This is a genomic window from Streptomyces enissocaesilis (assembly GCF_039533765.1).
Classification (GTDB): domain Bacteria; phylum Actinomycetota; class Actinomycetes; order Streptomycetales; family Streptomycetaceae; genus Streptomyces; species Streptomyces enissocaesilis.
Genome location: NZ_BAAAUD010000047.1, coordinates 1 through 24743, shown reverse-complemented (window position 1 = coordinate 24743; position 24743 = coordinate 1). Strand labels below are relative to the sequence as shown.

Annotated in this window: 19 protein-coding genes and 3 tRNA genes; 14 read left to right on the top strand and 8 right to left on the bottom strand. The window is 70.9% G+C overall.

Annotated features, from left to right (window positions below; genetic code table 11):
* Positions 1–24: 24 nt before the first annotated feature.
* Positions 25–750: a SanA/YdcF family protein gene (locus ABD374_RS22530; protein WP_425577335.1), complete on the bottom strand. Its 726-nt coding sequence runs from the start codon at positions 748–750 to the stop codon at positions 25–27.
* 34 nt (positions 751–784) lie between these two features.
* Here ABD374_RS22530 and ABD374_RS22525 point away from each other — a divergent pair, with 34 nt between their 5' ends.
* The 6 genes from ABD374_RS22525 (at position 785) to ABD374_RS22500 (ending at position 8785) form a co-directional block, all read left to right on the top strand.
* On the top strand, positions 785–1426 hold the full coding sequence (locus ABD374_RS22525; protein ID WP_344497406.1) for a GNAT family N-acetyltransferase: 642 nt from the start codon (positions 785–787) through the stop codon (positions 1424–1426).
* Positions 1427–1588: 162 nt separating this feature from the next.
* On the top strand, positions 1589–2506 hold the full coding sequence (locus ABD374_RS22520) for a sirohydrochlorin chelatase (RefSeq protein WP_344497405.1): 918 nt from the start codon (positions 1589–1591) through the stop codon (positions 2504–2506).
* A 36-nt stretch (positions 2507–2542) separates the two neighbouring features.
* Complete coding sequence (locus ABD374_RS22515; RefSeq protein ID WP_344497404.1) at positions 2543–3934, top strand: deoxyguanosinetriphosphate triphosphohydrolase; 1392 nt, start codon at positions 2543–2545, stop codon at positions 3932–3934.
* Between the two features lie 122 nt (positions 3935–4056).
* Entirely contained in the window at positions 4057–5319 is a 1263-nt protein-coding gene (locus ABD374_RS22510; RefSeq protein ID WP_344497403.1) for an NAD(P)/FAD-dependent oxidoreductase, read from the top strand.
* A gap of 81 nt (positions 5320–5400) precedes the next feature.
* Positions 5401–7314, top strand: a complete 1914-nt coding sequence (gene dnaG / locus ABD374_RS22505) for a DNA primase (protein WP_344497402.1) — start codon at positions 5401–5403, stop codon at positions 7312–7314.
* A gap of 97 nt (positions 7315–7411) precedes the next feature.
* A complete protein-coding gene (locus ABD374_RS22500; RefSeq protein ID WP_344497401.1) occupies positions 7412–8785 on the top strand; it encodes an RNA polymerase sigma factor in 1374 nt (457 codons plus the stop codon).
* Positions 8786–8906: 121 nt separating this feature from the next.
* Here ABD374_RS22500 and ABD374_RS22495 read toward each other — a convergent pair whose 3' ends face one another.
* The 5 genes from ABD374_RS22495 to ABD374_RS22475 form a co-directional block, all read right to left on the bottom strand.
* A complete protein-coding gene (locus tag ABD374_RS22495) occupies positions 8907–9158 on the bottom strand; it encodes a hypothetical protein (RefSeq protein ID WP_344497400.1) in 252 nt (83 codons plus the stop codon).
* Between the two features lie 6 nt (positions 9159–9164).
* Positions 9165–11108 carry an ABC transporter ATP-binding protein gene (locus ABD374_RS22490; RefSeq protein ID WP_344497399.1) on the bottom strand — a complete coding sequence of 648 codons (1944 nt, stop codon included), beginning with the start codon at positions 11106–11108 and terminating at the stop codon, positions 9165–9167.
* The gene (locus ABD374_RS22485) at positions 11105–12838 is read right to left on the bottom strand and encodes an ABC transporter ATP-binding protein (RefSeq protein WP_344497398.1); all 1734 of its coding nucleotides are present in this window, start codon (positions 12836–12838) and stop codon (positions 11105–11107) included. The genes ABD374_RS22490 and ABD374_RS22485 overlap by 4 nt, the downstream gene beginning before the upstream one ends.
* A 98-nt stretch (positions 12839–12936) precedes the next feature.
* Positions 12937–14373 carry an FGGY family carbohydrate kinase gene (locus ABD374_RS22480; protein ID WP_344497397.1) on the bottom strand — a complete coding sequence of 479 codons (1437 nt, stop codon included), beginning with the start codon at positions 14371–14373 and terminating at the stop codon, positions 12937–12939.
* Between the two features lie 54 nt (positions 14374–14427).
* Positions 14428–14727, bottom strand: a complete 300-nt coding sequence (locus ABD374_RS22475; protein WP_344497396.1) for a YtxH domain-containing protein — start codon at positions 14725–14727, stop codon at positions 14428–14430.
* A 214-nt stretch (positions 14728–14941) separates the two neighbouring features.
* Between ABD374_RS22475 and ABD374_RS22470 the strand changes: the two genes are divergently transcribed.
* From ABD374_RS22470 to ABD374_RS22455, 4 genes are all read left to right on the top strand, one after another.
* Positions 14942–15014: transfer RNA gene (locus ABD374_RS22470), tRNA-Asn, on the top strand.
* A 5-nt stretch (positions 15015–15019) separates the two neighbouring features.
* Positions 15020–15092, top strand: a tRNA-Asn gene (locus ABD374_RS22465).
* 167 nt (positions 15093–15259) lie between these two features.
* Positions 15260–15336 (top strand) — tRNA-Ile (locus ABD374_RS22460).
* Between the two features lie 101 nt (positions 15337–15437).
* Complete coding sequence (locus ABD374_RS22455; RefSeq protein WP_344497395.1) at positions 15438–16673, top strand: tyrosine-type recombinase/integrase; 1236 nt, start codon at positions 15438–15440, stop codon at positions 16671–16673.
* A 183-nt stretch (positions 16674–16856) separates the two neighbouring features.
* On the opposite strand, the gene ABD374_RS22450 is transcribed toward ABD374_RS22455, so the two are convergent.
* Positions 16857–17384 (bottom strand): hypothetical protein, encoded by a 528-nt coding sequence (locus ABD374_RS22450; RefSeq protein WP_344497394.1) that lies wholly within the window; start codon positions 17382–17384, stop codon positions 16857–16859.
* Positions 17385–18227: 843 nt separating this feature from the next.
* Positions 18228–18653 carry a hypothetical protein gene (locus ABD374_RS22445; RefSeq protein WP_344497393.1) on the bottom strand — a complete coding sequence of 142 codons (426 nt, stop codon included), beginning with the start codon at positions 18651–18653 and terminating at the stop codon, positions 18228–18230.
* Positions 18654–19220: 567 nt separating this feature from the next.
* Between ABD374_RS22445 and ABD374_RS22440 the strand changes: the two genes are divergently transcribed.
* The 4 genes from ABD374_RS22440 to ABD374_RS22420 all read left to right on the top strand — a co-directional run bounded on the left by ABD374_RS22440 (position 19221) and on the right by ABD374_RS22420 (position 24075).
* Positions 19221–19961, top strand: a complete 741-nt coding sequence (locus tag ABD374_RS22440) for a DUF2786 domain-containing protein (RefSeq protein WP_344497392.1) — start codon at positions 19221–19223, stop codon at positions 19959–19961.
* 496 nt (positions 19962–20457) lie between these two features.
* A complete protein-coding gene (locus ABD374_RS22430) occupies positions 20458–22233 on the top strand; it encodes a ParB N-terminal domain-containing protein (protein ID WP_344497391.1) in 1776 nt (591 codons plus the stop codon).
* A 65-nt stretch (positions 22234–22298) separates the two neighbouring features.
* Positions 22299–22721 (top strand): hypothetical protein, encoded by a 423-nt coding sequence (locus tag ABD374_RS22425; RefSeq protein WP_344497390.1) that lies wholly within the window; start codon positions 22299–22301, stop codon positions 22719–22721.
* Positions 22722–22857: 136 nt separating this feature from the next.
* Entirely contained in the window at positions 22858–24075 is a 1218-nt protein-coding gene (locus ABD374_RS22420; RefSeq protein WP_344497389.1) for a single stranded DNA-binding domain-containing protein, read from the top strand.
* The last annotated feature ends 668 nt before the right edge of the window (positions 24076–24743 follow it).

Here is a 24743-nt window from a genome sequence, read left to right as displayed (position 1 = left end):
CGCCCCGGAGTCCACGACCGGCCGTCAGTCCGCCAGCGCTTCGGCCACGCCCGGCTCCTGGCGCCCCAGGAAGCGCGGGTCGGGCTCGGTCGCGGCGTCGAGCGCCGCCTTGCCGGCCGCGAAGATCTCCCGTACGCCGCCGTAGTACCAGGTCGCGTCGCGCCTGGCGTCGACCCCGACGCCGTACGCGTCGACACCGGCGGACCGGCACAGCGCGATCGCCCGGCGGATGTGGAACCCCTGACTCACCAGGACCGCCCGGTCCACCCCGAAGATCTTCTTGGCGCGGACGCAGGAGTCCCAGGTGTCGAAGCCCGCGAAGTCGCTGACGATGCGCTCGTCGGGCACGCCCTGCTCGATCAGATAGGCGCGCATGGCGTCCGGTTCGTCGTACTCCGCCCGGCTGTTGTCCCCGGTCACGAGCACGACCTTCGCCCTGCCCGCCCGGTAGAGCTCGGCTGCGGCGTCGAGGCGGTTCGCGAGGTACGGCGAAGGGCCGCCCTGCCGGAGGCCGGCCCCGAAGACGACGACCACGTCGCGGGCCGGGGCGTCGGCCGTCGTCCTGACCCGGCTGTCGGCGGCGGCGTGCAGCCAGGTCGCGGGGGCGAGCGCCACCACGGAGGCGAGCATGAGGGCCTGGACGGTACGCCGCCGGGCGCGGCGGGAGCGGGGTACGAGGTGCGGGCGTTCCAGTCCTCCGGCTGCCCACCGCTGTGCTCCGGCCCGCGCCGTGCCCCAGGAAAATCGCATGTTCTCGCCCGCCCCCGACTGGAATGATTTCGCCATGTCGAGACGATTCTGGCCCCTGTACGGTCTGCGGATCACGACTCCGCGCCTCGAACTGGCGCTGCCGGACGGCGACGTGCTCGACGAACTGGCCGCCGTCGCGGCCGACGGCGTGCACGACGAGGCGTCCATGCCGTTCTCGGTGCCGTGGACGGACGGGTCGCCGCGGGACCGGGCGCGGGCGACCTTCCAGCACGTGCTGGGCACCGTCGCCGAATGGCGGCCGGAGAAGTGGACGCTCAGCCTCGCCGTGCGGTGCGGGGGGAAGACCGTCGGCCGGCAGGACTTCATGACGGACGGCTTCCCGGTGACCAGGGAGGGGGAGACCGGCTCCTGGCTGGGACTGGCACACCAGGGACGCGGAATCGGCACGGAGATGCGGGCGGCCGTGCTGCACCTGGCCTTCGCAGGACTGGGGGCCCGGCACGTCACGTCCGCGGCGATGACGGACAACCCGCGTTCGCTGCGGGTGTCGGAGAAGCTCGGCTACCGGCCGGACGGCCTGCTGGTGGAGTCGGTACGGGGGGAGGCCAGGACGGTGCTGCGGCTGCGGCTGAGCCGTGAGGACTGGGAGGCGCACCGGACCGTGCCGGTGGAGATGGCGGGCCTGGAGCCGTGCCGGGAGCTGTTCGGGGTCTGACGGCCCTCTCGGCGGGCTGGATTTCCCGGTGGGGCGGGGGACACTGGAGGGGCACGCCCGGCGCGGCCTCTGACACCGGCCCCGCCCGGCCGGTGAGGCCACGGAAAACACCCGTCACCCTCGCGCAACGAGGCGGCAACGTGAGCCCGGCAGTATCGGCCCATGACGGAGTCGGCAGCACACCGCGAGTCACTTCCCTTCGACAGCACGGCGCACCTGCTCGCCCGCGTCACCGCCCAGCTCGGCACGCAGCTGAGGCACGTCTCCCTGAACGGAACCCGCCGTCCGATGACCCCGCCCCCGCCCCCGCCCCCGCCCTCCCGGCCTTCCGCGCCGCCCACCCTCGTCGCCGTCGCCCACGGCAGCCGCGACCCCGACGCCCTGCGCACCGTCACCGCGCTGCTGGAGCGCGTCCGCGAGCTGCGCCCGGGTCTCGACGTACGCCTCGGCCACATCGAACTCAACGAGCCGCTGCTGACCGACACGCTCGCGGGCCTGCACCGCGGCCGGGGCGGCGACGCCGTGCTCGTACCGCTGCTGCTCGGCCGCGGCCACCACGTCAAGCACGACCTGCCGCAGGCCGCCGCCACCGCCCCCCACCTGCGCACCCGCGTCGCCGTCCCGCTCGGCCCGCACCCCCTGCTCGTCGAGGCGCTGTACGACCGCCTCACCGAGGCCGGCTGGCAGGCATCCGACACCGCGCACCCGGGAAGCGGCGTCGTCCTCGCGGCCGCGGGCTCCCGCGACCCCGAATCAACCGCCGACACCCGCCGCACCGCCGCCCTGCTCAGCGAGCGCCTCGGCGGAGTCCCCGTCGTCCCCGCCTACGCCTCCGCCGCCTCGCCCACCGTCCCCGAAGCCCTGCGCGCCCTCGCCGCACGCGGCCGCCACCGCGCCGCCGTCGCCTCGTACTTCACCGCGCCCGGCCGCTTCGCCGCGCAGAGCGCCGCCGCCGCGCCCTGGATCGCCGCCGCGCCGCTCGGCACCCACCCCGCCCTGGCACGGCTCCTCCTGCTCCGGTACGACCAGGCTCTCGCCGGCCGCTCCCTGACGCCCCGGCACCACCTGGCCGCCGCCTGAGTCCCGACTGTCACCGCCTGCGTCTACTGTCGGTGCATGGAAGGCACAGCGCACGACGCCCCACACGCCGAAGACCGACCGGCCGCCGCCGCACCGCACGACGCCCCGTTGCCCCCCGTTCCGCTCCACGCCGTCCTCCCCGACGCCCTCTACGACGGGGCCGCCACCGAGCGCTGGGCCACCGAACCCGACAAACGGCCCGGCAGGACCGCCTTCCAGCGCGACCGCGCGCGCGTGCTGCACTCCGCCTCGCTGCGCCGCCTCGCGGGAAAGACCCAGGTGGTCACCCCCGGCTCCAGCAGCCAGGTCTGGGACGCCAGCCCCCGCACCCGCCTCACCCACTCCCTCGAATGCGCCCAGGTCGGCCGCGAACTGGGCGCGGCCCTCGGCTGCGACCCGGACCTCGTCGAGGCGGCCTGCCTCTCCCACGACATGGGCCACCCGCCCTTCGGGCACAACGGCGAGCAGGCGCTCAACGACTTCGCCAAGGACTGCGGCGGTTTCGAGGGCAACGCCCAGTCGCTCCGCCTCCTGACCCGCCTCGAACCCAAGCGTTTCGTACGCTCCCGCGACAGCGGCGAGATGGTCAGCGTCGGCCTCAACCTCACCCGCGCCGCCCTCGACGCCGCCACCAAGTACCCCTGGCCGCGCGGCGCCCACCCCACGGACCCCGGCTCGGTGAAGTTCGGGGTCTACGAGGACGACCTGCCCGTCTTCGACTGGGCCCGCCAGGGCGCCCCGGCCCACCGCCAGTGCTTCGAGGCCCAGGTCATGGACTGGTCCGACGACGTGGCGTACTCGGTGCACGACTTCGAGGACGGCCTGCACGCCGGTCACCTCGACCCCAACGTCCTCCTGGCCGAGCCCGAGCGCCAGGACATCTTCGCGGTGGCGATCGGCAGGTACGTACCGGAGGACACCGGCCCCGAGGAGCTGGCGGAGGCCCTCGACCGCCTCCTCGACCAGGAGTGGTGGCCGCACGGCTACGACGGGTCCGCCGTCGCCCAGGCCCGGCTGAAGGACGCGACCAGCCAGCTCATCGGCCGCTTCTGCCTGTCCGCCGAGGGCGCCACCCGCCAGGCGTACGGAACGGGCAGGCTCACCCGGTACGCCGCCGAGCTGGTCGTCCCGCGCGAGGTCCGCCACGAGTGCGCCGTCCTCAAGGCCGTCGCCGACCGCTACGTCATACAGCGCGACGAACAGGAGCGGCTCCGCGCCGACCAGCGGGTCGTCATCGCCGAACTCGCCGAGGTCCTCACGGCCCGCGCCCCCGAGGGCCTCGACCCCCAGTTCCGCGCGCTGTTCGCCGCCGCACCCGACGACAGGGCCCGCAAACGCGTGATCGTCGACCAGATCGCGTGCTTCACGGACGCCGCCGCCCGGTCCCTGCACGCCCGGCTCACCACCCGGACACCACGCCGCCCATGACGGCGCCACCGGAACCGGTCCGCGACACGCCCGCGGCCCACCCCCCTCTTCCCCCATCACGCTCTGTGCGGGACGCTCGCATACGGCGGCACAGTGTGTAGCAGCCACAGAGGAGGCAGCAAGTGGTCGACGCAGATCTGACGTTCGTCATCGTCGGTGGGGGGCTGGCGGGGGCGAAGGCCGCCGAAACCCTCCGCAGTGAGGGGTTCACCGGCCGGGTGATCCTCATCGGGGACGAACGTGACCATCCCTACGAACGCCCTCCCCTGTCCAAGGGGTTCCTGACCGGCGAGAAGGAACGCGACGGCGTCTTCGCCCACGACCCCGGCTGGTACGCACAGGCCGACATCGAGCTGCACCTCGGCCAGTCCGTGGTCCACCTCGACCGCGCGAGCAGGACGGCCGTGCTCGGTGACGGCACCGCCCTCCGCTACGACAAGCTGCTGCTCGCCACCGGCTCCGAGCCGCGCCGCCTCGACATCCCCGGCACCGGCCTCGCCGGCGTCCACCACCTGCGCCGCCTCTCCCACGCCGAGCGGCTGCGCGGCGTACTGGCCTCCCTCGGCCGGGACAACGGGCACCTCGTCATCGCCGGGGCCGGCTGGATCGGCCTGGAAGTCGCGGCCGCCGCGCGCGGTTACGGCGCCGAGGTCACCGTCGTCGAACCCGAACCGACCCCCCTCCACCAGGTCGTGGGCCCCGAGCTCGGCCAGCTCTTCACCGACCTGCACAGCGAGCACGGCGTCCGCTTCCACTTCGGCGCCCGCCTCACCGAGATCGTCGGCCAGGACGGCATGGTCCTCGCCGCCCGCACCGACGACGGCGAGGAGCACCTCGCCCACGACGTCCTCGCCGCGATCGGCGCCGCCCCGCGCGTCGCGCTCGCCGAGGCCGCGGGCCTCGACCTGGCCGACCGCGCGCACGGCGGCGGCATCGCCGTGGACGCCGGGCTGCGCACCTCCGACCCCGACATCTACGCCGCCGGCGACGTCGCCGCGGCGCACCACCCGCTCCTCTCCACCCGGCTGCGCGTCGAGCACTGGGCCAACGCGCTGAACGGCGGCCCGGCCGCCGCCCGCGCGATGCTGGGCCAGGACGTGTCGTACGACCGCGTCCCGTACTTCTTCTCCGACCAGTACGACCTCGGACTGGAGTACTCCGGCTGGGCGCCCCCCGGCACGTACGACCAGGTGGTGATCCGCGGCGACGCGGGAAAGCGCGAGTTCATCGCGTTCTGGCTGAAGGAGAACCGGGTCCTGGCGGGCATGAACGTGAATGTGTGGGACGTCACCGAAACCGTCCAGGCGCTGATCCGCTCCGGAGCCCCGGTGGACACCTACGCCCTCTCCGACCCGTCCGTGGACCTGGCCTCCCTGCTCGGCTGACCGCTCGGCCGGCCACCCGGCCGGCCGTCCACCGGCCGCTCGGCCGACGGAAGTGTCCGAACGCCGCCGTACACTTCACGCGTGGCAGGCAGGATCAACGATGACGACGTGAAGGCGGTCCGGGACGCGGTCCCGATCGACGCCGTTGTTTCCGAGTACCTCCAGCTCCGCAACGCCGGCGGCGGCAATCTGAAGGGCCTGTGCCCCTTCCACGACGAGAAGTCCCCGTCCTTCCAGGTCAGCCCGAGCAAGGGTCTCTTCCACTGCTTCGGCTGCCAGGAGGGCGGCGACACGATCGCCTTCGTGATGAAGATCGACCACCTCTCCTTCTCCGAGACGGTCGAGCGCCTCGCCGCCCTGGCGGGCATCACCCTGCGGTACGAAGAAGGCGGCTACAACCCCACGCACCAGCGCGGCGAGCGCGTCCGCCTGGTCGAGGCGCACAAGGCCGCCGCGCAGTTCTACGTCGAACAGCTCGACTCCGCCGAGGCGGAGATCGGCCGCACGTTCCTGGCCGAGCGCGGCTTCGACCAGGACGCCGCCCAGCACTTCGGCGTCGGCTACAGCCCGGCCGGCTGGGACCACCTCACCCGCTACCTGCGCGGCAAGGGCTTCTCCGACAAGGAGCTGACCCTCTCCGGCCTCTCCCAGGAGGGCCGCCGCGGCCCCATCGACCGCTTCCGCGGCCGCCTGATGTGGCCGATCCGCGACATCACGGGCGAGGTCGTCGGCTTCGGCGCGCGCAGGCTGCGCGACGACGACAACGGCCCGAAGTACCTGAACACCCCCGAGACGGCGATCTACAAGAAGTCCCAGGTCCTGTACGGCATCGACCTGGCCAAGAAGGAGATCGCCAAGACCAGCAGGGCGGTGGTCGTCGAGGGGTACACCGACGTCATGGCCTGCCACCTGGCCGGCGTCACCACCGCGATCGCCACCTGCGGCACGTCGTTCGGCGGCGACCACATCAAGATCCTCCGCCGGCTGCTCATGGACAACGCCTCGGCCGAGGTCGTCTTCACCTTCGACGGCGACGCGGCCGGCCAGAAGGCGGCGCTGCGCGCGTTCGAGGACGACCAGAAGTTCGCCGCCGAGACGTCCATCGCGATCACGCCCGGCGGCATGGACCCCTGCGACCTGCGGCTCGCCAAGGGCGACGAGGCGGTGGCGTCCCTGGTCGAGACGCGCACACCGCTCTTCGAGTTCGCCATCCGCCACGTCGTGTCCCGGCACAACCTGGAGACCCCGGCCGGGCGGGCCGCCGCGCTCGACGAGGCCGCGCCGATCGTCGCCAACATCAAGAACATCGCGATCCAGCACGAGTCCGCGGTCCAGCTCGCGGGCATCCTCGGCATCCTCGACACCCAGTTCGTGGTCAAGCGCGTCGCGCAGCTCGCCCGCTGGGCGCGCGACCGGGGCGGCCGCGGCCCCGCCGCGCCCCAGGACCGCCGGACCGCGCCCTCGTACGACATGGGCCCCTCCGGTCCCCCCGGCCCGTCCGGTCCCGCGCTGAACCTGCGCAGCCCCGCGCACCGCACCGAGCGCGAGCTGCTGAAGCTCGCCCTCCAGCGCCCCGAGCTGGTCTCCCCCGCGTTCGACGCGTACGGGGCGGACGAGTTCACCGCCCCGCCGTACGCCGCCGTACGCCAGGTCATCGAGGAGGCGGGCGGCGCGGAACAGGGCGCGCAGGACACCTCCGACTACCTGGCGAGGGTCCGCGAGACCGCCCCCGACGACACGGTGCGCGCGCTGGTCACGGAGCTCGCCGTCGAGCCGATCATGCGCAAGGCCGTCGACGAGATCTACGCCGGAGAGCAGCTGATCCGGGTCCGCCTGCGTGCGGTCGACCGCCGCATCCTGGACGTCCAGGGCACACTGGCCCGCCTCGGCGGCCCGCACGCCGACCCCGAGCGGCTCACCGCCGTCCAGAACGAGCTGTGGGTCCTCCAGCAGTACGCCCAGTCCCTGCGCAACCACGGCGCGGCCGCGCTCTGACAGCTCCGGCCCATCCGGTGACGGACCGGGCCCGGCCCCAGAAAGTCACCGCACGCCCCTCGTGGCGGTGATGTGTCGTACCCCACACTGGGTGGCGGTGCCTGAGTCCTCGGAGCGCGGCCGGCCCACGCCGAGTGGGCCTCACACACCCGCGGATCCGCTCATCGTGTACGGGACGGACGGCGGCCCGGTCGCCGCTCCCGTCCCGCTGCCGCACACCCCCGAACCGGCAGCGATCACCTGGAGGTCGCCCCCCGTGCAGGCCCAGACCCAGAGCCAGGCCAAGAGCCCGCCCCAGCCGTTGACCGACGTCATCACCGCGCTCCCCTCGCAGAGCCGGGGCGGATTCCACCCCGAAGCCGAGCCCGCAGAGCCGATGGAGCCCATAGGGCCCGCAGAGGCCATGGAGCCCGTAGAGGCCATGGAGCCCGCAGAGGTCGTGGAGCCCGCAGAGGCCGCAGAACCCGTGGACGCCGAAATCCTCGTCGAGGACCCGGCGGACGCTTCCGGAACACCGGAGGCGTCCGAACGGCGGCGCGACGCCCGCGCCGACAGCGGGGGCCCGTCCTCCGACCTCTTCCGGCAGTACCTGCGCGAAATCGGCCGCATCCCGCTGCTCACCGCGGCCGAGGAGGTGGACCTGGCCCGCAAGGTCGAAGCCGGGCTCTTCGCCGAGGAGAAACTCCGCAGCGTCTCCGACCCGGACTCCCGGCTCGCCGTCGACCTCGACAGGCTCGTGGTCATGGGCCGGACGGCCAAACGCCGCCTGATCGAGGCGAACCTGCGCCTCGTCGTGTCCGTCGCCAAGCGCTACGTCGGCCGCGGCCTGACCATGCTCGACCTGGTCCAGGAGGGCAACCTCGGCCTCATCCGCGCCGTCGAGAAGTTCGACTACGCCCGCGGCTACAAGTTCTCGACGTACGCGACCTGGTGGATCCGCCAGGCCATGTCCCGCGCGCTGGCCGACCAGGCCCGCACCATCCGTGTCCCGGTCCATGTCGTCGAGCTGATCAACCGCGTCGTCCGCGTCCAGCGCAGGATGCTCCAGGAACGCGGCTACGAGCCCACCCCGCAGGAGGTCGCCGCCCAGCTCGAACTCACCCCGGAACGGGTCGGCGAAGTCCTGCGCCTCGCCCAGGAACCGGTGTCGCTGCACACACCGGTGGGCGAGGAGGACGAGGTGGCGCTCGGCGACCTCATCGAGGACGGCGACGCCGCGTCCCCCGTCGAATCGGCCGCCTTCCTCCTCCTGCGCGAGCATCTGGACGCCGTGCTCTCCACGCTCGGCGAGCGCGAGCGCAAGGTCGTCCAGCTCCGGTACGGCCTGGCCGACGGCAGGCCCCGCACCCTGGAGGAGATCGGACGCCTCTTCGGCGTGACGCGCGAACGCATCCGCCAGATCGAGTCCAAGACCCTCGGCAAGCTCCGCGACCACGCCTTCGCCGACCAGCTCCGCGGCTACCTGGACTGACCACCGGCCCGCCCGGGCAGCGCGGTGACGGCACACGACGGCACACGACGGCACACGACGACGGCACACGACGGCGCCCGGCCACCGGGCCGGGCGCCGTCCGCCCCGTCAGGTCAGGGGGTCAGACGCCGTCCACGGAGCCGCCCCCGCCGGCCGCGGTCTTCCTGTCCCTCCCGGCCTTCCGGCGCGCATCGACCGCGGCGCCGACCCCCACGCCGAGGCCCATGCCGCACGCCAGCCCGGTCGCCAGGTTGTCGAGCAGCAGCCCGGCGGCGATGCCGATCGACAACCCGAGCGACATCCCGACCGCGAGGCCGGACGTGTCACCGCGCGCGCTCCGGTCCGCGCTCTTCTTCTCCGTGCTCTCCACCATGGCCGGTCAGTCCACTTCTGCCACCGCCTGAGCGAACTGCGCCGCGTACAGACGCGCGTACGCGCCCTCCGCCGCCAACAGCTCCTCATGCGTCCCCTGTTCGACGATCGAACCATTCTCCATCACCAGGATCACATCGGCGTCCCGGACCGTGGAGAGCCGGTGCGCGATCACGAAGCTCGTACGGCCGTGGGCCAGCCGTGCCATCGCCTTCTGGATCAGCACCTCCGTCCGGGTGTCGACCGAGCTCGTCGCCTCGTCGAGGACCAGGATCACCGGATCGGACAGGAACGCCCGCGCGATCGTGATGAGTTGCTTCTCGCCCGCGCTGACCCCCGATCCCTCGTCGTCGATCACCGTGTCGTACCCGTCCGGCAGCGTCCGTACGAACCGGTCCGCATGGGCGGCCCGCGCCGCCTCCTCGATCTCCTCGCGCGTGACGCTCCGCGAAGGCGGCGCCCCGTACGCGATGTTGTCGGCGATCGTCCCGCCGAACAGCCAGGTGTCCTGGAGGACCATCCCGATGCCCGACCGCAGGTCCTCCCGCGTCGTCTTCGCGATGTCGGCGCCGTCGAGAGTGATCCGGCCGCCCGTCACCTCGTAGAACCGCATCAGCAGGTTCACCAGCGTCGTCTTGCCCGCGCCCGTCGGCCCGACGATTGCGACCGTCTGCCCCGGCTCGACCGCGAGCGACAGGTTCTCGATGAGCGGCTTGTCCGGCTCGTACCGGAAAGACACCTTCTCCAGCCCGACCCGGCCCTCCGGGGCCGACGGCAGCTCCGCCCGCTCCGCGCCCGCCGCGTCGGGTTCCTGCTCGTCCGCGTCGAGCAGTTCGAAGACCCGCTCGGCCGAGGCGACGCCCGACTGCACCAGGTTCGCCATCGAGGCGACCTGCGTCAACGGCATCGAGAACTGCCGCGAGTACTGGATGAACGCCTGCACGTCGCCGATCGACAACGTGCCGGACGCGACCCGCAGCCCGCCCACCACCGCCACCAGCACGTAGTTCAGATTGCTCACGAAGAACATCAGCGGCTGCATGATCCCGCTGTTGAACTGCGCCCTGAACCCGGCCTCGTACAGCGCGTCGTTCTGCTCCCGGAACGCCTGTGCCGACTCCTCCTGCCGCCCGAAGACCTTCACCAGCGCATGGCCGGTGTACATCTCCTCGATGTGCGCGTTGAGCTTGCCCGTGGTCTTCCACTGCTGCACGAACTGCGGCTGCGACCGCTTGCCGACCTTCGCCGCCACCACCACCGACAGCGGTACGGTCACCAGCGCGACCAGCGCCAGCAGGGGCGACATCCAGAACATCATCGCCAGCACACCCACGATGGTCAGCAGGGAGTTGATGAGCTGGCCCATCGTCTGCGCCATGGTCTGCGAGATGTTGTCGATGTCGTTCGTCGCCCGGCTCAGCACCTCGCCCCGCTTCTGCCGGTCGAAGTAGCTCAGCGGCAGCCGCGACAGCTTCGCCTGCACGTCCGCGCGCATCCGGAACACGGTCCGGTTGATGACCCGGATCGACAGCCGCGACGACACCAGCATCAGCAGTCCCGCGCCCACGTACACCGCGAGCACCAGCAGCAGTACGTCGCCGACCGCTCCGAAGTCGATGCCCCGCCCGGGGACGAAGTCCACCCCGGAGAGCATGTCCGCGAGCCCGTCGTCGCCCTTCTCCCGCAGGTCCTCGACGGCCTGCGCCTTGCTGCCGCCGTCCGTCATCTGCCGGCCGACGACCCCCGCGAAGACCAGGTCGGTCGCCCGCCCCAGGATCTTCGGGCCGATCACCGAGAACGCGACGCTCAGCACGCCCGCCGCGAGCATCCACCACAACGTGACCCGTTCGGGAGCGAACTGCCGCAGCAGCCGCTTCCCCGAGCCCTTGAAATCCATCGACCGCTCGGTCGGCGCGCCGCCGGCCATCATGCGTCCACCGGGCCCGCTCATGCCGCCTCAGCCTCCGTCAGCTGGGAGAGCACGATCTCCCGGTACGTCGCGTTGCTCTCCATCAGCTCGTGATGGCGTCCCGTGCCGACCACCCGGCCCTCGTCCAGGACCACGATCCGGTCGGCGTCGCGGATGGTCGACACCCGCTGGGCGACGATCACCACCGTCGCCTCGGCCGTCTCCCGCGCCAGCGCGGTCCGCAGCGCCACATCGGTCGTGTAGTCCAGAGCCGAGAAGGAATCGTCGAACAGGTAGATCTCCGGCCGCCGCACCAGCGTCCGCGCGATCGCGAGCCGCTGCCGCTGCCCGCCCGAGACGTTCGTACCGCCCTGCGCGATCGGCGCGTCCAGTCCGCCGTCGAGCCGCTCCACGAACTCCCGCGCCTGCGCCACCTCCAGCGCGTGCCACAGCTCCTCGTCCGTGGCGTCCGGCTTCCCGTACCGCAGATTCGTCGCGACCGTCCCGGAGAACAGATACGGCTTCTGCGGAACCAGCGAGACGGTCCTCGCCATCAGCGCCGGATCGAGCGCCCGTACGTCGACCCCGTCCACCAGCACCTCCCCGGCCGTCGCGTCGAACAGCCGCGGTACGAGCCCGAGCAGCGTCGACTTCCCGCTGCCCGTCGACCCGATGATCGCCGTCGTCTCGCCCGGACTGGCCACCAGGTCGATGTCCCTGATCACCGGTTCCTCCGCGCCCGGATAGCGGAACTCCGCACCCCGCAGCTCCAGCTGCCCGTGGCGTCGCAGTTCCCGTACCGGACCGGCCGGCGGTACGACGCTCGACGCCGTGTCCAGCACCTCCTCGATGCGCTCGGCGCACACCTCGGCGCGCGGCACCATCATGAACATGAAGGTGGCCATCATCACGGCCATCACGATCTGCATCAGGTACGCGAGGAACGCCGTCAGCGCCCCGATCTCCATGCCTCCGCTGTCGATCCGGTGCGCGCCGAACCAGACCACCGCGATGCTGGAGACGTTCACGACCGTCATCACGATGGGGAACATCAGCGCCATCAGCCGCCCCGAGGACAGCGACACGTCCGTCAGCGCGGTGTTCGCCTCCCGGAAGCGGCCCTTCTCGTACTCGTCCCGTACGAAAGCCCTGATCACGCGGTTGCCGGTGATCTGCTCGCGCAGCACTTGGTTGACCGTGTCCAGCCGCTCCTGCATCGCGCGGAACAACGGCCGCATGCGCCGCACGATCAGGCTCACGGCGATCCCGAGCACGGGCACGACCGCGAGCAGCACACCCGACAGCGGCACGTCCTGGCCGAGCGCCATGACGATGCCGCCCACGCACATGATCGGCGCCGACACCATCAGTGTGAACGCCATCAGCGCCAGCGTCTGGACCTGCTGGACGTCGTTGGTCGTACGCGTGATCAGCGAGGGCGCCCCGAAGTGCCCGACCTCACGGGCCGAGAAGCTCTGCACCCGCTCGAAGACGGCCGCCCGCACGTCCCGCCCGAGCGCCGAGGCGGTCTTCGCGCCGTAGTGGACGGCGCCGATGTTGCAGACCACCTGGACGAGGCTGACGGCGATCATGACGGCGCCCAACTCCAGGATGTAACCGGTGTCCCCGGTCACGACACCGTTGTCAATGATGTCCGCGTTGAGGGTGGGCAGGTAGAGGGTGGCGGAGGTCTGCAGCAGTTGCAGCACCACCAGCAGGGCGATGGGTTTCTTGTACGGGCCCAGACGGGCCCGCAGGAGTCTTATGAGCACACGAAATCTCTCGGAGTCGGCAGGGGAGGGGATCACCCCATCCTCCGACACCCGGCACCGGTATTTCCAAGGGATTACCCCATCACCGGGTCAAGACTTCAGGTCCCGAACGCTCCGGGATGGATCTGGTCCCGCGTCGCGCCGTACTGCTGACGCACCGCCTGCCCCACCGCCACCTCGTCGCCCGGCTCCAGAACCTGCGCCGCCGCGCCCCGCCAGGCCGGCGGGGTGTGCGGGGCCAGCGTGCCCTGCGCCACCCCGAGCGCCCACGCCGCCTGCCGGGCCGCGCCCAGCGCCGCGTACTCCGCGGGCTGCGGCACGACCACCTGCGTACCGAAGATCGCGGGCGCCGCCGCCTGCACGGCGGGCAGCTCGGCGGCGGCCCCCAGCAGGAAGACCCGCCGCACCTCCACGCCCCGTCCCCGCAGCACGTCCATGGCGTCGGCCAGCGAGCACAGCATGCCCTCGAAGGCCGCCCGCGCGAGGTGCTCGGGCTTCATCGACTCGCGCCGCAGCCCGCTCAAGGTCCCTGCGGTGTGCGGGAGTTGCGGCGTACGCTCACCCTCCAGGTACGGCAGCAGGACGAGCCCGTACGACCCGGGCGACGACGTGAGGGCCAGCTCCGAAAGCCCCTCCAGATCCGTCCCCAGCAGCTCGGCCGTGCCCCGCAGCGCCCGTACGGCATTGAGCGTGTGCACGACCGGCAGGTGCATCCCGGTGGCGTCCGCGAACGACGTGATGAGCCCGCTCGGGTCGACCAGCGCCTCGTGGTGCACGGCCATCACCGAACCGGAGGCCCCCAGGGACACCACGGCGTCCCCGACCCCGACACCGAGCCCGAAGGCCGCGGCCATCGTCTCGCCGGTCCCCGCGGAGATCAGCAGCCCCTCGGGCGTGGTCCCCGCGGCGTCGGAGGGGCCGAGCACCTCGGGCAGCGCGGCCTGGTGCCCCAGCGCCAGCTCGACCAGGTCGGGCCGGTACGTGCCGGTGGCGGCCGACCAGTAGCCGGTGCCCGATGCCGCGCCCCGGTCGGTGGTCCTGCGGGCGGGCCGCCCGAGCAGCTGCCACACCAGCCAGTCGTGCGGCTGCATCACGGCGGCGGTCTGCCGCGCGGACTCCGGCTCGTTGCGCGCCAGCCAGCGCAGCTTCGCCAGCGGCTGCGGAGCCTGCGGCACGGACCCGACGGCCTCGGCCCAGGCCTGGCGTCCGCCGAGCGCGTCGACCAGATCGGCGGCCGCGACCTGGGCCCGCTTGTCGTTGCCGAGCAGCGCCGGACGGACCGACGTGCCGTGGGCGTCGAGCGGGATCATGCCGTGCTGCTGCGCCGATACGCCGATGGCCTGCACGCCCTCGAGCAGCCCGCCGGACGCGGCCTCGCCCAGTGACAGCAGCCACACCTGTGGATCGGCCTCGGTGGATTTCGCCTCCACGGGGTGGGGGGCGTAACCCTGCCGCAGCACGGCACCCGTATCCGCGTCGCACACGACGATGCGCGTAGAAGCAGACGAACTGTCCAAGCCGGCGACTATCCCCATGTACAAGATTCTGCCGCATGCGGGACCGGGGCCGTGCCGCGCCCGGTCCCGGGGCTAGGTGTTCGTCGTACCCCAGTCGTCCGCGCCGCTCTGGCCCCGCTCGCGCAGCGACCGCACCCGCTCGGACACGGAGCCGGGCACCCGGTCCCCGACCTTGTCGCTGACCGTGTGGAGCGCCTTGCCCGCGATGTCGCGGCCGTTCTGGGCGGCGGACTCGGCAGCGTTGCGCACGGCGGGGTTCTGGGAGACCTGGCGTGCGGACTTCTTCAACTGCTCGTAGCGCTCACGCCCGGCTCGGGTCCCGAACACGTACCCGATGGCCAGTCCGGTGATGAATGTGAGCCGGTAGCCCATGGCTGTCACCCTTCTCTTGCGTCGGCGGTCCCCTGGTGCCGTGGGAGTTCCGGACCGCGGGGGCTGTGCTGGGCGCCTACCCGGAGACGCCGGTGATCACCCCGGGAGATACCGATTGGCGGAACACCCCCCTGCTTGCGCTAATGTATGTGTCGCAGCGAGCGCACGCCCCCCGGGACGCCATCCGGTGGGTACGTTCGACGCAACGCAGCAATCCCCTGTAGCTCAATTGGCAGAGCAGCCGGCTGTTAACCGGCAGGTTACTGGTTCGAGTCCAGTCGGGGGAGCGCGATCCCCTGTAGCTCAATTGGCAGAGCATTCGGCTGTTAACCGGAGGGTTACTGGTTCGAGTCCAGTCGGGGGAGCGGCAAGGAAAAGGGCCCCTCTGGGGTCCTTTTTCATGTCCCCTGCAACCGCGCAGGTGGCAGCGATGTCCTCATGGGCATGCGTGGCCGACCACCCGAGGCAGGAGATCGTATGAGCGGCTATGCTGCGGCAGACGGCGCGCACAAATGTGCGCGACGCGCCGTTAGGGGCGGTAGCTCAGCCGGTTAGAGCAGCGGACTCATAATCCGTCGGCCGTGGGTTCGAGTCCCACCCGCCCCACCATCGCAGAAACGTCGTGACCTGCGGAAACGCCCGATTGGCGGGTCGTCGGGCAGGCGCTGTACCGCACGAGTACCGCACGGGGCCCTCGTACGCTTGTCCCCATGGCCTATATCAAGACGAAGAAGCTGAGCTCCGGGGCGACCTCGCACATCGTCTACTGGCGCGCCGGGGGCGGTCGCAGCGGCGCGTGGTGCAACGAGACCTTCGACGATCCCGGCCCGGCGGAACGCTTTCGGGACTTGGTGAACGGTCACGGACAGCAATGGCCCCCGGGGTGGATCAAGGGCAGGGGCTTCGTCAAGCCTGATGAACCGGCGGTCCCGGACACAGAGATGTTCGCCGCGTACGCACACGCCTACGTGGGCCTGCTCACCGACATATCGGACCATACGCGTACTAACTACACCAGATTTATCGATAATCACCTGATCCCGTGGTTTGGGGAGCTGTCGGTCTCCGACCGAGGCCCGCGGTTCACCCGCGACCACATCAGTCAGTGGATCCTCGACCTTCAAGGCGGCAAGCCTGGTCCGCTGCATCCCGCCGGAACCGAACGCCGGCCGTACGCCGCGAAGACGATCGCGAACCTGCACGGCCTGCTGTTCAGCATTCTCCAGTCGGCCGTGACCGCTGATCCGCCGCTGCGCGATTCGAATCCCTGCGCACACACCCGGCTGCCCAAGGGGAACGACACAGAGGACGACGAGGTATTCCTCGAACCCGACGAGTACGCCGTCCTTCGGCAGCACGTACGGGCGGACGCCCTGGACATCGTTGATGCTTTGGTGAGCACCGGGCTCCGCTGGGGCGAGATAACGGCGCTTCAGCCCCGCGACTTCACGCTGGTGGGGAAGAGGCCGGCACTCCGCGTGCAGCGAGCCTGGAAGAGGCGCGGCGAGGGCGGAACATTCCTCGGCGCCCCCAAGACGAAGAAGTCACGTCGCACCCTCGTGCTGACCCCAGAGCAGGTGGCACTGTTCCAGCGGCGATGTCAGGGGAAGAAGCCGACCGACCTGATATTCACCGCCCCCGAAGGGGGAGCGTGGCACTCCGGCGTGTTCCACGCGCACCGCTGGAAGCCCGCACTGGACGCGGCCAACTCAGCTGGCCTCACCAAGAGGCCGCGCATCCACGACCTTCGCCACACGCACGCTTCCTGGCTCATCGCCGGCAAGGTCCCGCTGCCGGTGATTCAGGCCCGGCTCGGCCATGAGTCGATCACCACGACGGTCGACCGGTACGGGCACCTGCTGGAGGTCTCGGACGACGAGGTCGTGGCGGCCGTCGAGTGGGCGATGGGGGCCGCTGATTCGTCGGCCGTTGATAGAGCAGCCTGAGGAAGCGGGGCGCAGGCAGCGTCCCGGGCTCGACGGCGCCGGCACTACGGGGCGCCCGTGTCTGCTGTGTCAGGTGACTACAGCGGACACGGCTGGACCCCTGTGCCAAACAATCAGGAGCCGAGCCCTTCGGCGTTCAGGCGGGAGGCGGCGGGGCATGGGGGACATCCGCCAACGTCCGTGCTACTGAGCTGCGGAGGCGCTGCGAATGACTTCCTGGACTTTCTGCGCGCGATCACTCGGAGTGGTGCCGTCCAGTTTCTCGATCAGGATGTCGTCGATCCGATTCACCCGGTGGCACAGCTCAGTGAAGATGAGGCTATCGGCGCCTAGCTGCTTGGCCAGACGCGTCCGGGGGCCGGGCGCATAGAGGCGGTCGGTGTTGTCGAACCAGAAGTCGTGTGCGAGGTAGTTGCGTCGATCCGCCGCTGCAAGCAGCGTGGTGTCGAGACCTTGGTCGCAGAACATGCAGCTCGCGGCAGCGCGGATCGCCTCCTTGAGCGGCCTCCTGGCCACCTTCTCCCAGCATGAGTGTCTGTTCAGGATGTGTCCTTCCTGAGCTGAGAGAGTCAGGCGCTGATGGAGAAGGAGGCTCTGCACGCTCTTCTCCATGGCGGCCGCAGCATTGAGGGCCAACCCGAAAGCCTGGTGCACGCTTGCCACTTGGTCGTCGTTCCAACCGTCAGCTGGCGGCGCCGTCTTGCTCATCATGTGCGCCAGTATGGTGTCGCCTGGCGACCTCGCACGCATCATTTTCACGAGTGCTGCCCCAACAGGCACCTGGTTGGGCTCGCTCGTACTTACGTGCTCGGCCGCGGTGGGGGATCCAAGGTGGCGCCGGCCCGCTCCTGGAATTCACAAAGACGCTCCCAAGTCATCTCCGACAAACCATCCACGGCACGTGTCTCCTCGCAGGTGTCCGCGCTTTCTCACCAGAGGCTGAGTGGGCGGCCTGCTGAACTCATCGCGCGGATACGTGCCAAGATCTCCGCTGTGGTCTCCCCACCCGCTTGGCCAGCTCGGATGGCGGCGCCGATTGCGCGGGAGCGTCCGGCCGGGCCGCGGAGGTCTGCGAGGGGGCTACCCGGGTCTCTGCGGCGGGCTAGCCATTCGGCCCGGTTCTCCGCCGCTGTGCCCAGTCGCAGGTGTGCCGGCTGCTGGCAGGAGTGGTTGTCGCAGGTGTGGCAAACGGTCGGGCTGTCGGTTCCCCAACCGAGTCGAGGGATGACGCCGTACGCAAGCTGGTACCCGTAGAGGTGGCCCGGCACCGTGCCGCGTCGCGTCCTGCCCGGCCGCGACGCGGCCCTGAAGCTGGCATGGCCCGTGCTGGAGATCCCGCCGAAGAAGAACCAGCAGTCCTCGGTTGACGAGGTTCGGTAGACCTTTGCCCAGTACCGAGCTTGAACGGACTCGTCGGCCAACCAGGCCGACCACTCAACAGCCGGTATACGCACGGGCGTTGGCTCACCGATGAGGGTAAGTTGCTCATCAACGTGAACGGGCCCGGACTCGTTCACCGCCGCGAGCGGGAAGAGTCCGGGCCCGAGGTCGTTCTCAGGCGGCATCAGCCCGGCTACCGTCCGCTGTGACGACTGGGGCAGGGATACCCGAGGTCGAGGAAGCCGGATCCGCCGCATCCGCGCGAGGCATACGGGCCCGGGTGGGACGGGGGCGCTCGGCGCGGGCACGCAGCGATTCGATGATTTCCTTCGCCCGGGCGGCGGTAACAGGCTTCGCCTCGCGTTCCAGCTCCTCCGCCGGCACACCAAGAAGCTCCGAGACCAACTCGGCGTCGTTGTCGAACAGCCGCAGGACTACAGCAGCAGCCTCCCGCGCCGTGACGTCGGCCTCCTCCTTCGCCTTAGCCGCCTTCACCGCAGCATCACGCGCGGTCAGCGCGCTCTCGGCGGCCATCTCCCGCGTCTTCGCCTTCACCGCTTCAGCAGCGCGAACCCGCCGCCGCAGTTCCGACGCGCTCACCGGTCCTGCCGAATTCGTGCTCACCCGTGCCCCCAGTTCTGTTCGAAAATACTGCTCGTCGCGCGCACCGTAGGCACAGGTCCGCGGACATCTCGAACCACGAGTTAGTTGGGTGCCGGCCAGAGCGAAAGGCTGCCTCCGGCGGGTCCTCCTCGGAGGGGGTGGGGGCTGGTTGGTCGGGTGCCGCGCCGTCGTGGTGCAGGTGGTGAAGGCGGGGTTCCCTCCTCGGCCGGACACCCCAAGGGGCGTACCAGGAACCCGGACACGGCGTCCAGGCCGAGCCGCTGCGCGGTCGCTACGCGAGCCAGGACACCGCGCCCGGAACCCTGGTACGGCGGAGCTGTCCGACCGAGGAGGGAACCCCGCCCAGGCCCGTTGTGGCCGGACCCGGCCGGGCGGGTGCGGGCCGTGGGGTGTGAGAAAAGGCCAGGTCGGAGCCCATATCCGGGTTGACTCGAACCCCTAGAACGTGGTTTAATTAGTGATGTCGGAAGGGGAGGGCAACCCCCGACCGACATGCGGCAGGCCGACCGGCCGCCGACAACCTCTCTCACCAGGAGAATGAACGTGAGCACCTCGAAGGCACCCGCGAAGCTCGAAACCATCCGCGCCCTTCTCGCCAAGGCGGAGGACCCCCGCACGCCGGAGTCGGAGGCGGAGTTGGCCCGGAAGCGGGCGTTCGAGATGATGGCGAAGTATGGCGTCGAACAGGCGATGCTCAATGACGCCAACCCGGCCAGTGATGCCCCGACGGACCGCAAGATCATTCTGGACAACCCGTGGGCGATGGAGCGGGTCCGCCTCATCAACCGCATCGCGCTCGCCCTCGGCTGCGAGCTGATCCACCTTGGCCGAGACGGCAGCGGCCCGGCCCGCCGGGTGCACATCTTCGGGTACGCGAGCGATCTTCAGCGCGTCGAACTGCTCTACACCTCCCTTCTCCTCCAGATGAACAGCGGACTGGCCGCACAGTCGGTCCCGCCGGGCCAGGGTGTGCGCGCCTGGCGTCGCTCCTGGCTCCTCGGCTTCATCAGCCGGGTGGGCGACCGCATCGAGGAGGCCGAGCGCGGCGCACGCGAAGAGGCCAGGGGTGAGACCACCGCCACCGGCCGCAGCGCGGCCCTCGTGCTCGCGGACCGCAAGGCCGTCGTCTCGCGCAGCTACCAGCAGGCATACCCGCGTGCGCGGAAGGGCGGCACCACCACCATGACCGGCAACGGGTACGGAGCCGGATGGATGGCGGGCAGCCGCGCCGACATCGGCGGTAAGCGGATCGGCCGCACCACGGCCGGATCCATAACCGCGTAGCCCCATCAAGGCCGGGGGCGGCCGTCCGCCGCCCCCGGCCGCCGAGCCCGCGACCTACCCCAGGAGGCATGGCCGTGCCGTCTCGAAAGCCCCCGGCCATCCCCGCCCGCATCCTCACCGCCGCCGCCGACCACATCGAACGCGTCGGCCTCTACCAGGGTGACCACCTCTGGTAGTCCGGCCGGATAGGCGACACTGCCCCGTGCACCGTGCTGCACGAGTGGGGGCGCGGCGTACGTTCCGCCCGGCCCCGCTGGTCCGTACACGGCGAACCGTGGGACATCTTCCAGTGCGAGCGGACCACCGCCGAGGCCGCCGCGATGATCCGTACCGCCGCAACCCTGCACCCGAGTGACGGCGATCACAGCATCCCTGGTTGCCCCACCTTAAAAATATGGTTTAATTAATGGCGCCGGAAGGGGGAGGGCAACCCCCCGACCGACACCGTCACCGGGCCGAACGGCCCGAAGAACTCTCACCAGGAAGAGAAGGACCGATGACGAACATCAAGACCCAGGCCGGCGTCCAGGCTGCCCCTGCCCCGTGGCCGACCCTCACGGTCGCCGAACTCGCCGCGCACTCCGGCAACGTCCGCGACATCGAGGCCCCGGCCGATCTGCTGGCCGATGTGAAGGACAACGGCGTCGTGGAGCCGCTGTATGTCGTCCGCACCCACGGCGACGTGCCGCAGGTCATCGACGGGTTCCAGCGGCTGGCCGCCGCCGTCGCCGCAGGGCTGGAGACCGTGCCGGTCACGCCCCGCCCCGTCATCCGAATCGACGCGCTCACCCCGCACCCGAAGAACGCCCGTGAAGATCTCGACCTCAACGCGCCGTTCGTGGACTCGCTCCGCACCGAGGGGTGCCGCATCCCCGTCAAGATCCAGCGGCTCGACGGCGGAGTCCTCCAGGTCAACGACGGAAACCGCCGCTACCACGCAGCGACGGACGCGGGTCTCACCCACCTGCCGTACGAGTGGGAGGACGACGACCGCGACGCGGCCGGGCAGTTCCTCGACATGATCACGACCGCTCAGCACCGTAAGAGCCTCAGCCCGTCCGAGATGAACCAGGCCATGTTCAGCGCCGCCGAGGCGGGCGCGCAGGTCGGCCGCATCGCCAAGGCCGCAGGCGTGCGGCAGAATGACGTCAAGACGCTGGTCAAGGTCAGGTCTGACGAGAAGCTGAGCGCCGCCGTCAGCGGCGCGGGCAGCTACGAGTGGACTTTCGAGCACCTGGCCGCGCTTTCGGAGTTCGCCAACGACGCCGAAGCACTCGCCGCGATCACCGAGGCCGCCGCCGAGGGCGACGCCGACGAGGGAGACGTTGACTGGGCCATCGCCATCGAGCGGACCAAGCGCGACAAGCGGAACAAGGCGGAGGCGCACCGCGCTGAGCTGGAGACGGCCGGGCAGAAGATCAGGGACGCCGAGGAACTGTCCGAGCGCGCCATGCCCGTGTGGCGACTGCGCGGCATCACCACCGAGGAGCACGCCGAGTGCAAGGGTCTTGTCTGGGTGTTCGATGAGCGGCGGGGGGACCGGTACGAGCCCTACTGCTCCGCCCCCGGCCTGTACGGGCACGCGGTGCCCGAGGGTGCCAGCGCCAGCGGTGGCACGATGACCACCGCCGACAAGGAGGCCGAGCGCGCCGCCCGCGCCGCCGTCAAGAAGGGGAACATCGACTGGGACGCGGCCGAGGCCCTGCGCCGGAAGTGGATCACGGACCTGATCAAGCGGCGCAACCTCCCGAAGAACACCACCAACACTCTGATCGGGCACGTCAATAACGCTCTGCTGAACGGCAGTTGGGGTATCTCCGACGACCTGAACAAGGAGGGCACCACGGAGATTCTGGCCGGATTCCTGGGGCTGAACGCCGAGCAGGCGAAGGACCGGAGCAGCTTTGCCGGGCACGTCGCCAAGGACCCGCGCCGGGCCCCGCAGCTCCAGTTCGCCGCCATCGCGGCCGTCCGGGAGAAGTGCGCGAACCGGTCTGCATGGCGGACGGACAGCCAGCACGCCCCGTGGACGCGGAAGCCCACCGGCCGATGGTTCCAGGTGCTCGCGTCCCTCGGGTACCCGCTCACGCCCATTGAGCAGTCGGTCGTGGACGAGGAGCCCTACGACCCGTCGAAGAAGAAGCCCCGCGCCGCGATCACGTCCGGCAGCGAGCCGGAGACCGAGCAGGAGCCCGGCACCGACGAGGAGACGGGCGAGCCGGAGGCCGAGGAAGCCGACGACCCGGCCAGCGACGACGAAGCCGCCGCCTAACCACCTCAGCCGCCCGACGCCGGGGGCGGGAACCGCCCGCCCCCGGCACGCCCAGGAGCCCCACAGTGACCCGTACAGCTCTGTTCGAGACCCACGCCGACGACCACGGTTGCGGATGCGTCCCCGCCCCCGCCGAGCCCGACCCCGGCACCACCGCCGACATCATGCAGGCCCGCGCCATCGCGGGCGGACTCGCGGAGTTCGGCATCGGCCCCGCCCGCTTGTCTGCCGCCTACGACCACGAGGCCGCCGCCGTTGTCCTGCGCGTGGACACCCCGCGCGGACTGTACGCGCTCGCCATCCCGTCCCCCGGCCAGCCGTTCCCCGTCCACCACCGGGGCGAACGCATCGGCGCGCTGGACTGCCGCCGCACGTACGGCACCGCCGACAGCTACACCGCCGCCCTGTTCGCCGCGTTCCTGCGCGACCGCGCCGCACTCGACATCCCGGGTCGGGATGCTTGCCCCATTCCCCAAAATATGGTTTAATTAATGGTGTCGGAGAGGGAGGGCAACACCCCCTCCGACACCACGGGCCGCCATCCGGCCCGACCCCGGCCGCACGCGGAGGGCAACCCGCCCGGCCGGGCCCTCGATTCCTCTCTCACCAGCAGGAGCACTCACGATGACCAGCGCAGCCATGCGGTTTTCCATCCCCGCCACGGCCCAGTCCCGCGTCCGTCAGCTTGTCGAGGCCACCAACGCCCGCGCCGCCGTCCACCACCTCACCGCTTACACGCTCGACATCTCCGCGCCGTTCCTGGCCGACTACCACGACACTGACGGCCGCCTGATCGGCAAGCGCCCCACCGTCACCGTGACGATCTCCGGTGACATCCCCCGTCACCACGGCTGGACCGTCATCGCCCGCCTGGACCACGACGAGGAGGGCGAGACGATCACCAGCCTGTTCCCCGGTCTGCCCGAGCAGGACGCCGAGGCCGCACGCCAGTACCGCGCCATCGAGAACTTCTGCCACGGGTGCGCCGTCGCCCGCCACCGCACCGCCACCTATCTCGCCCGCCACGAGAACGGCGAGATGCGCCAGTTGGGCACCACGTGCGTGGAGCCGTACACCGGTCTGCCGATCAAGGGCCTTGAGGCCCTGTGGAGGTTCGGCACGTTGAAGGACTCCGATTGGGACGGCGAAGAGGGCGGCATCCCGGCCGATCTCCGCGTCCCGGTGATCGAGGTCCTGCGGGTGACCGCCGCGATCGTGAAGACCGAAGGCCGCTTCTACAGCCGGTCCGAGCAGTGGAAGAACACCCAGCCGACCGCCGACGGCGTCGAGGCGTATTTCTTCGACCGCAAGGCCCCGATGGAGTGGCGGGCCGACATCGACGGCGACCCCGACGCGCCGACCACCGCCGCCGCCGTTCGGGCATGGGCCGTCCAGGGATACGGCAGCCTCTCCGACTACCGCCACAAGGTGGGCCAGTTGGCGAAGGGCGAGACCGTCGACCCGCGCCACCTGCCGACGCTCGTGTCCGCCATCGCGGGTTGGTACCGCGACCAGGAGAAGGAGGCCACCGAGCAGGCCGCCCAGAACAGCAAGCCGCAGGGCTCCGTGGGCGAGCGCATCACCACGAACGCCACCGTCACCACCGTGATCGAGCTGGAGGGCCGGACGTACGGCTACCACACCCAGCGCCGCCGACTGGTGAAGTTCCAGGACGGTGACGGGAACGTGTTCGTCTGGTTCAGCAGCGCCGCCGATGTCCCCGAGCAGGGCGACGAGGTCGAGCTGACCGGCACGGTCAAGGACCACAGCATCTACGGCGAGACCGCACAGACGGTGCTCACCCGGTGCCGCCTCGCCGCACGCGAATCGGTCGCCGCGTAGCAGGCCCGGCCGGGCGGGAGCCACCGCCCGGCCGGACCCCGGCCGCCGGGCCGTGGGGTGGGCGGCGTCGAGCCGCCCACCCCACGCTCCGCCCACCGCCGTCCGGGCCCGCCCGCGTCGGCGGCCGGCCCCGTTCACCGGCCCCCGTACGAAGGGCGTCCCTCCGGGACGGCTCAGCCTGGCCCGGCTCGCAGCCGGCCGGAGCGTCCGGGCCGCGGGCGGCCCTCCCGCCCGTCCGGACGCCGGGCCGAAGGGCGTGCCCTTCGGGCACGACGGCACTGTCCGTCGCGCTCCGCGCGCCCACGGGCGGCACCCCTACGACGAGGCCACGGCACACCGCCGCCCGCACCACTGAGACACCCGAGGAACACCCCCATGACCGAGAACGCTTGCACCGTCAGTCCCCCGGCACTGACACTTCGCGCCCGGCAGCCAGCCCCGTTGTGAGCGCACCCGTCCGGATCATCCTCCCTCTGCACCGGCACACCGCCGTGCAGCCCGCCTTGTGGTGACAGCAGAAGGCGCCAGTGGCCCAGCAGCGGGTTGCCGCTAGAACCTCCGGTGTGACTGATTCCCAATGATTCTTGTCAACCCTGTGAGCCGTAAGGTGCGGCCCATGGAATCGTTGATCGCTGCCGTCCGTGAACAGGACGAAGCTGCCCGTTTTC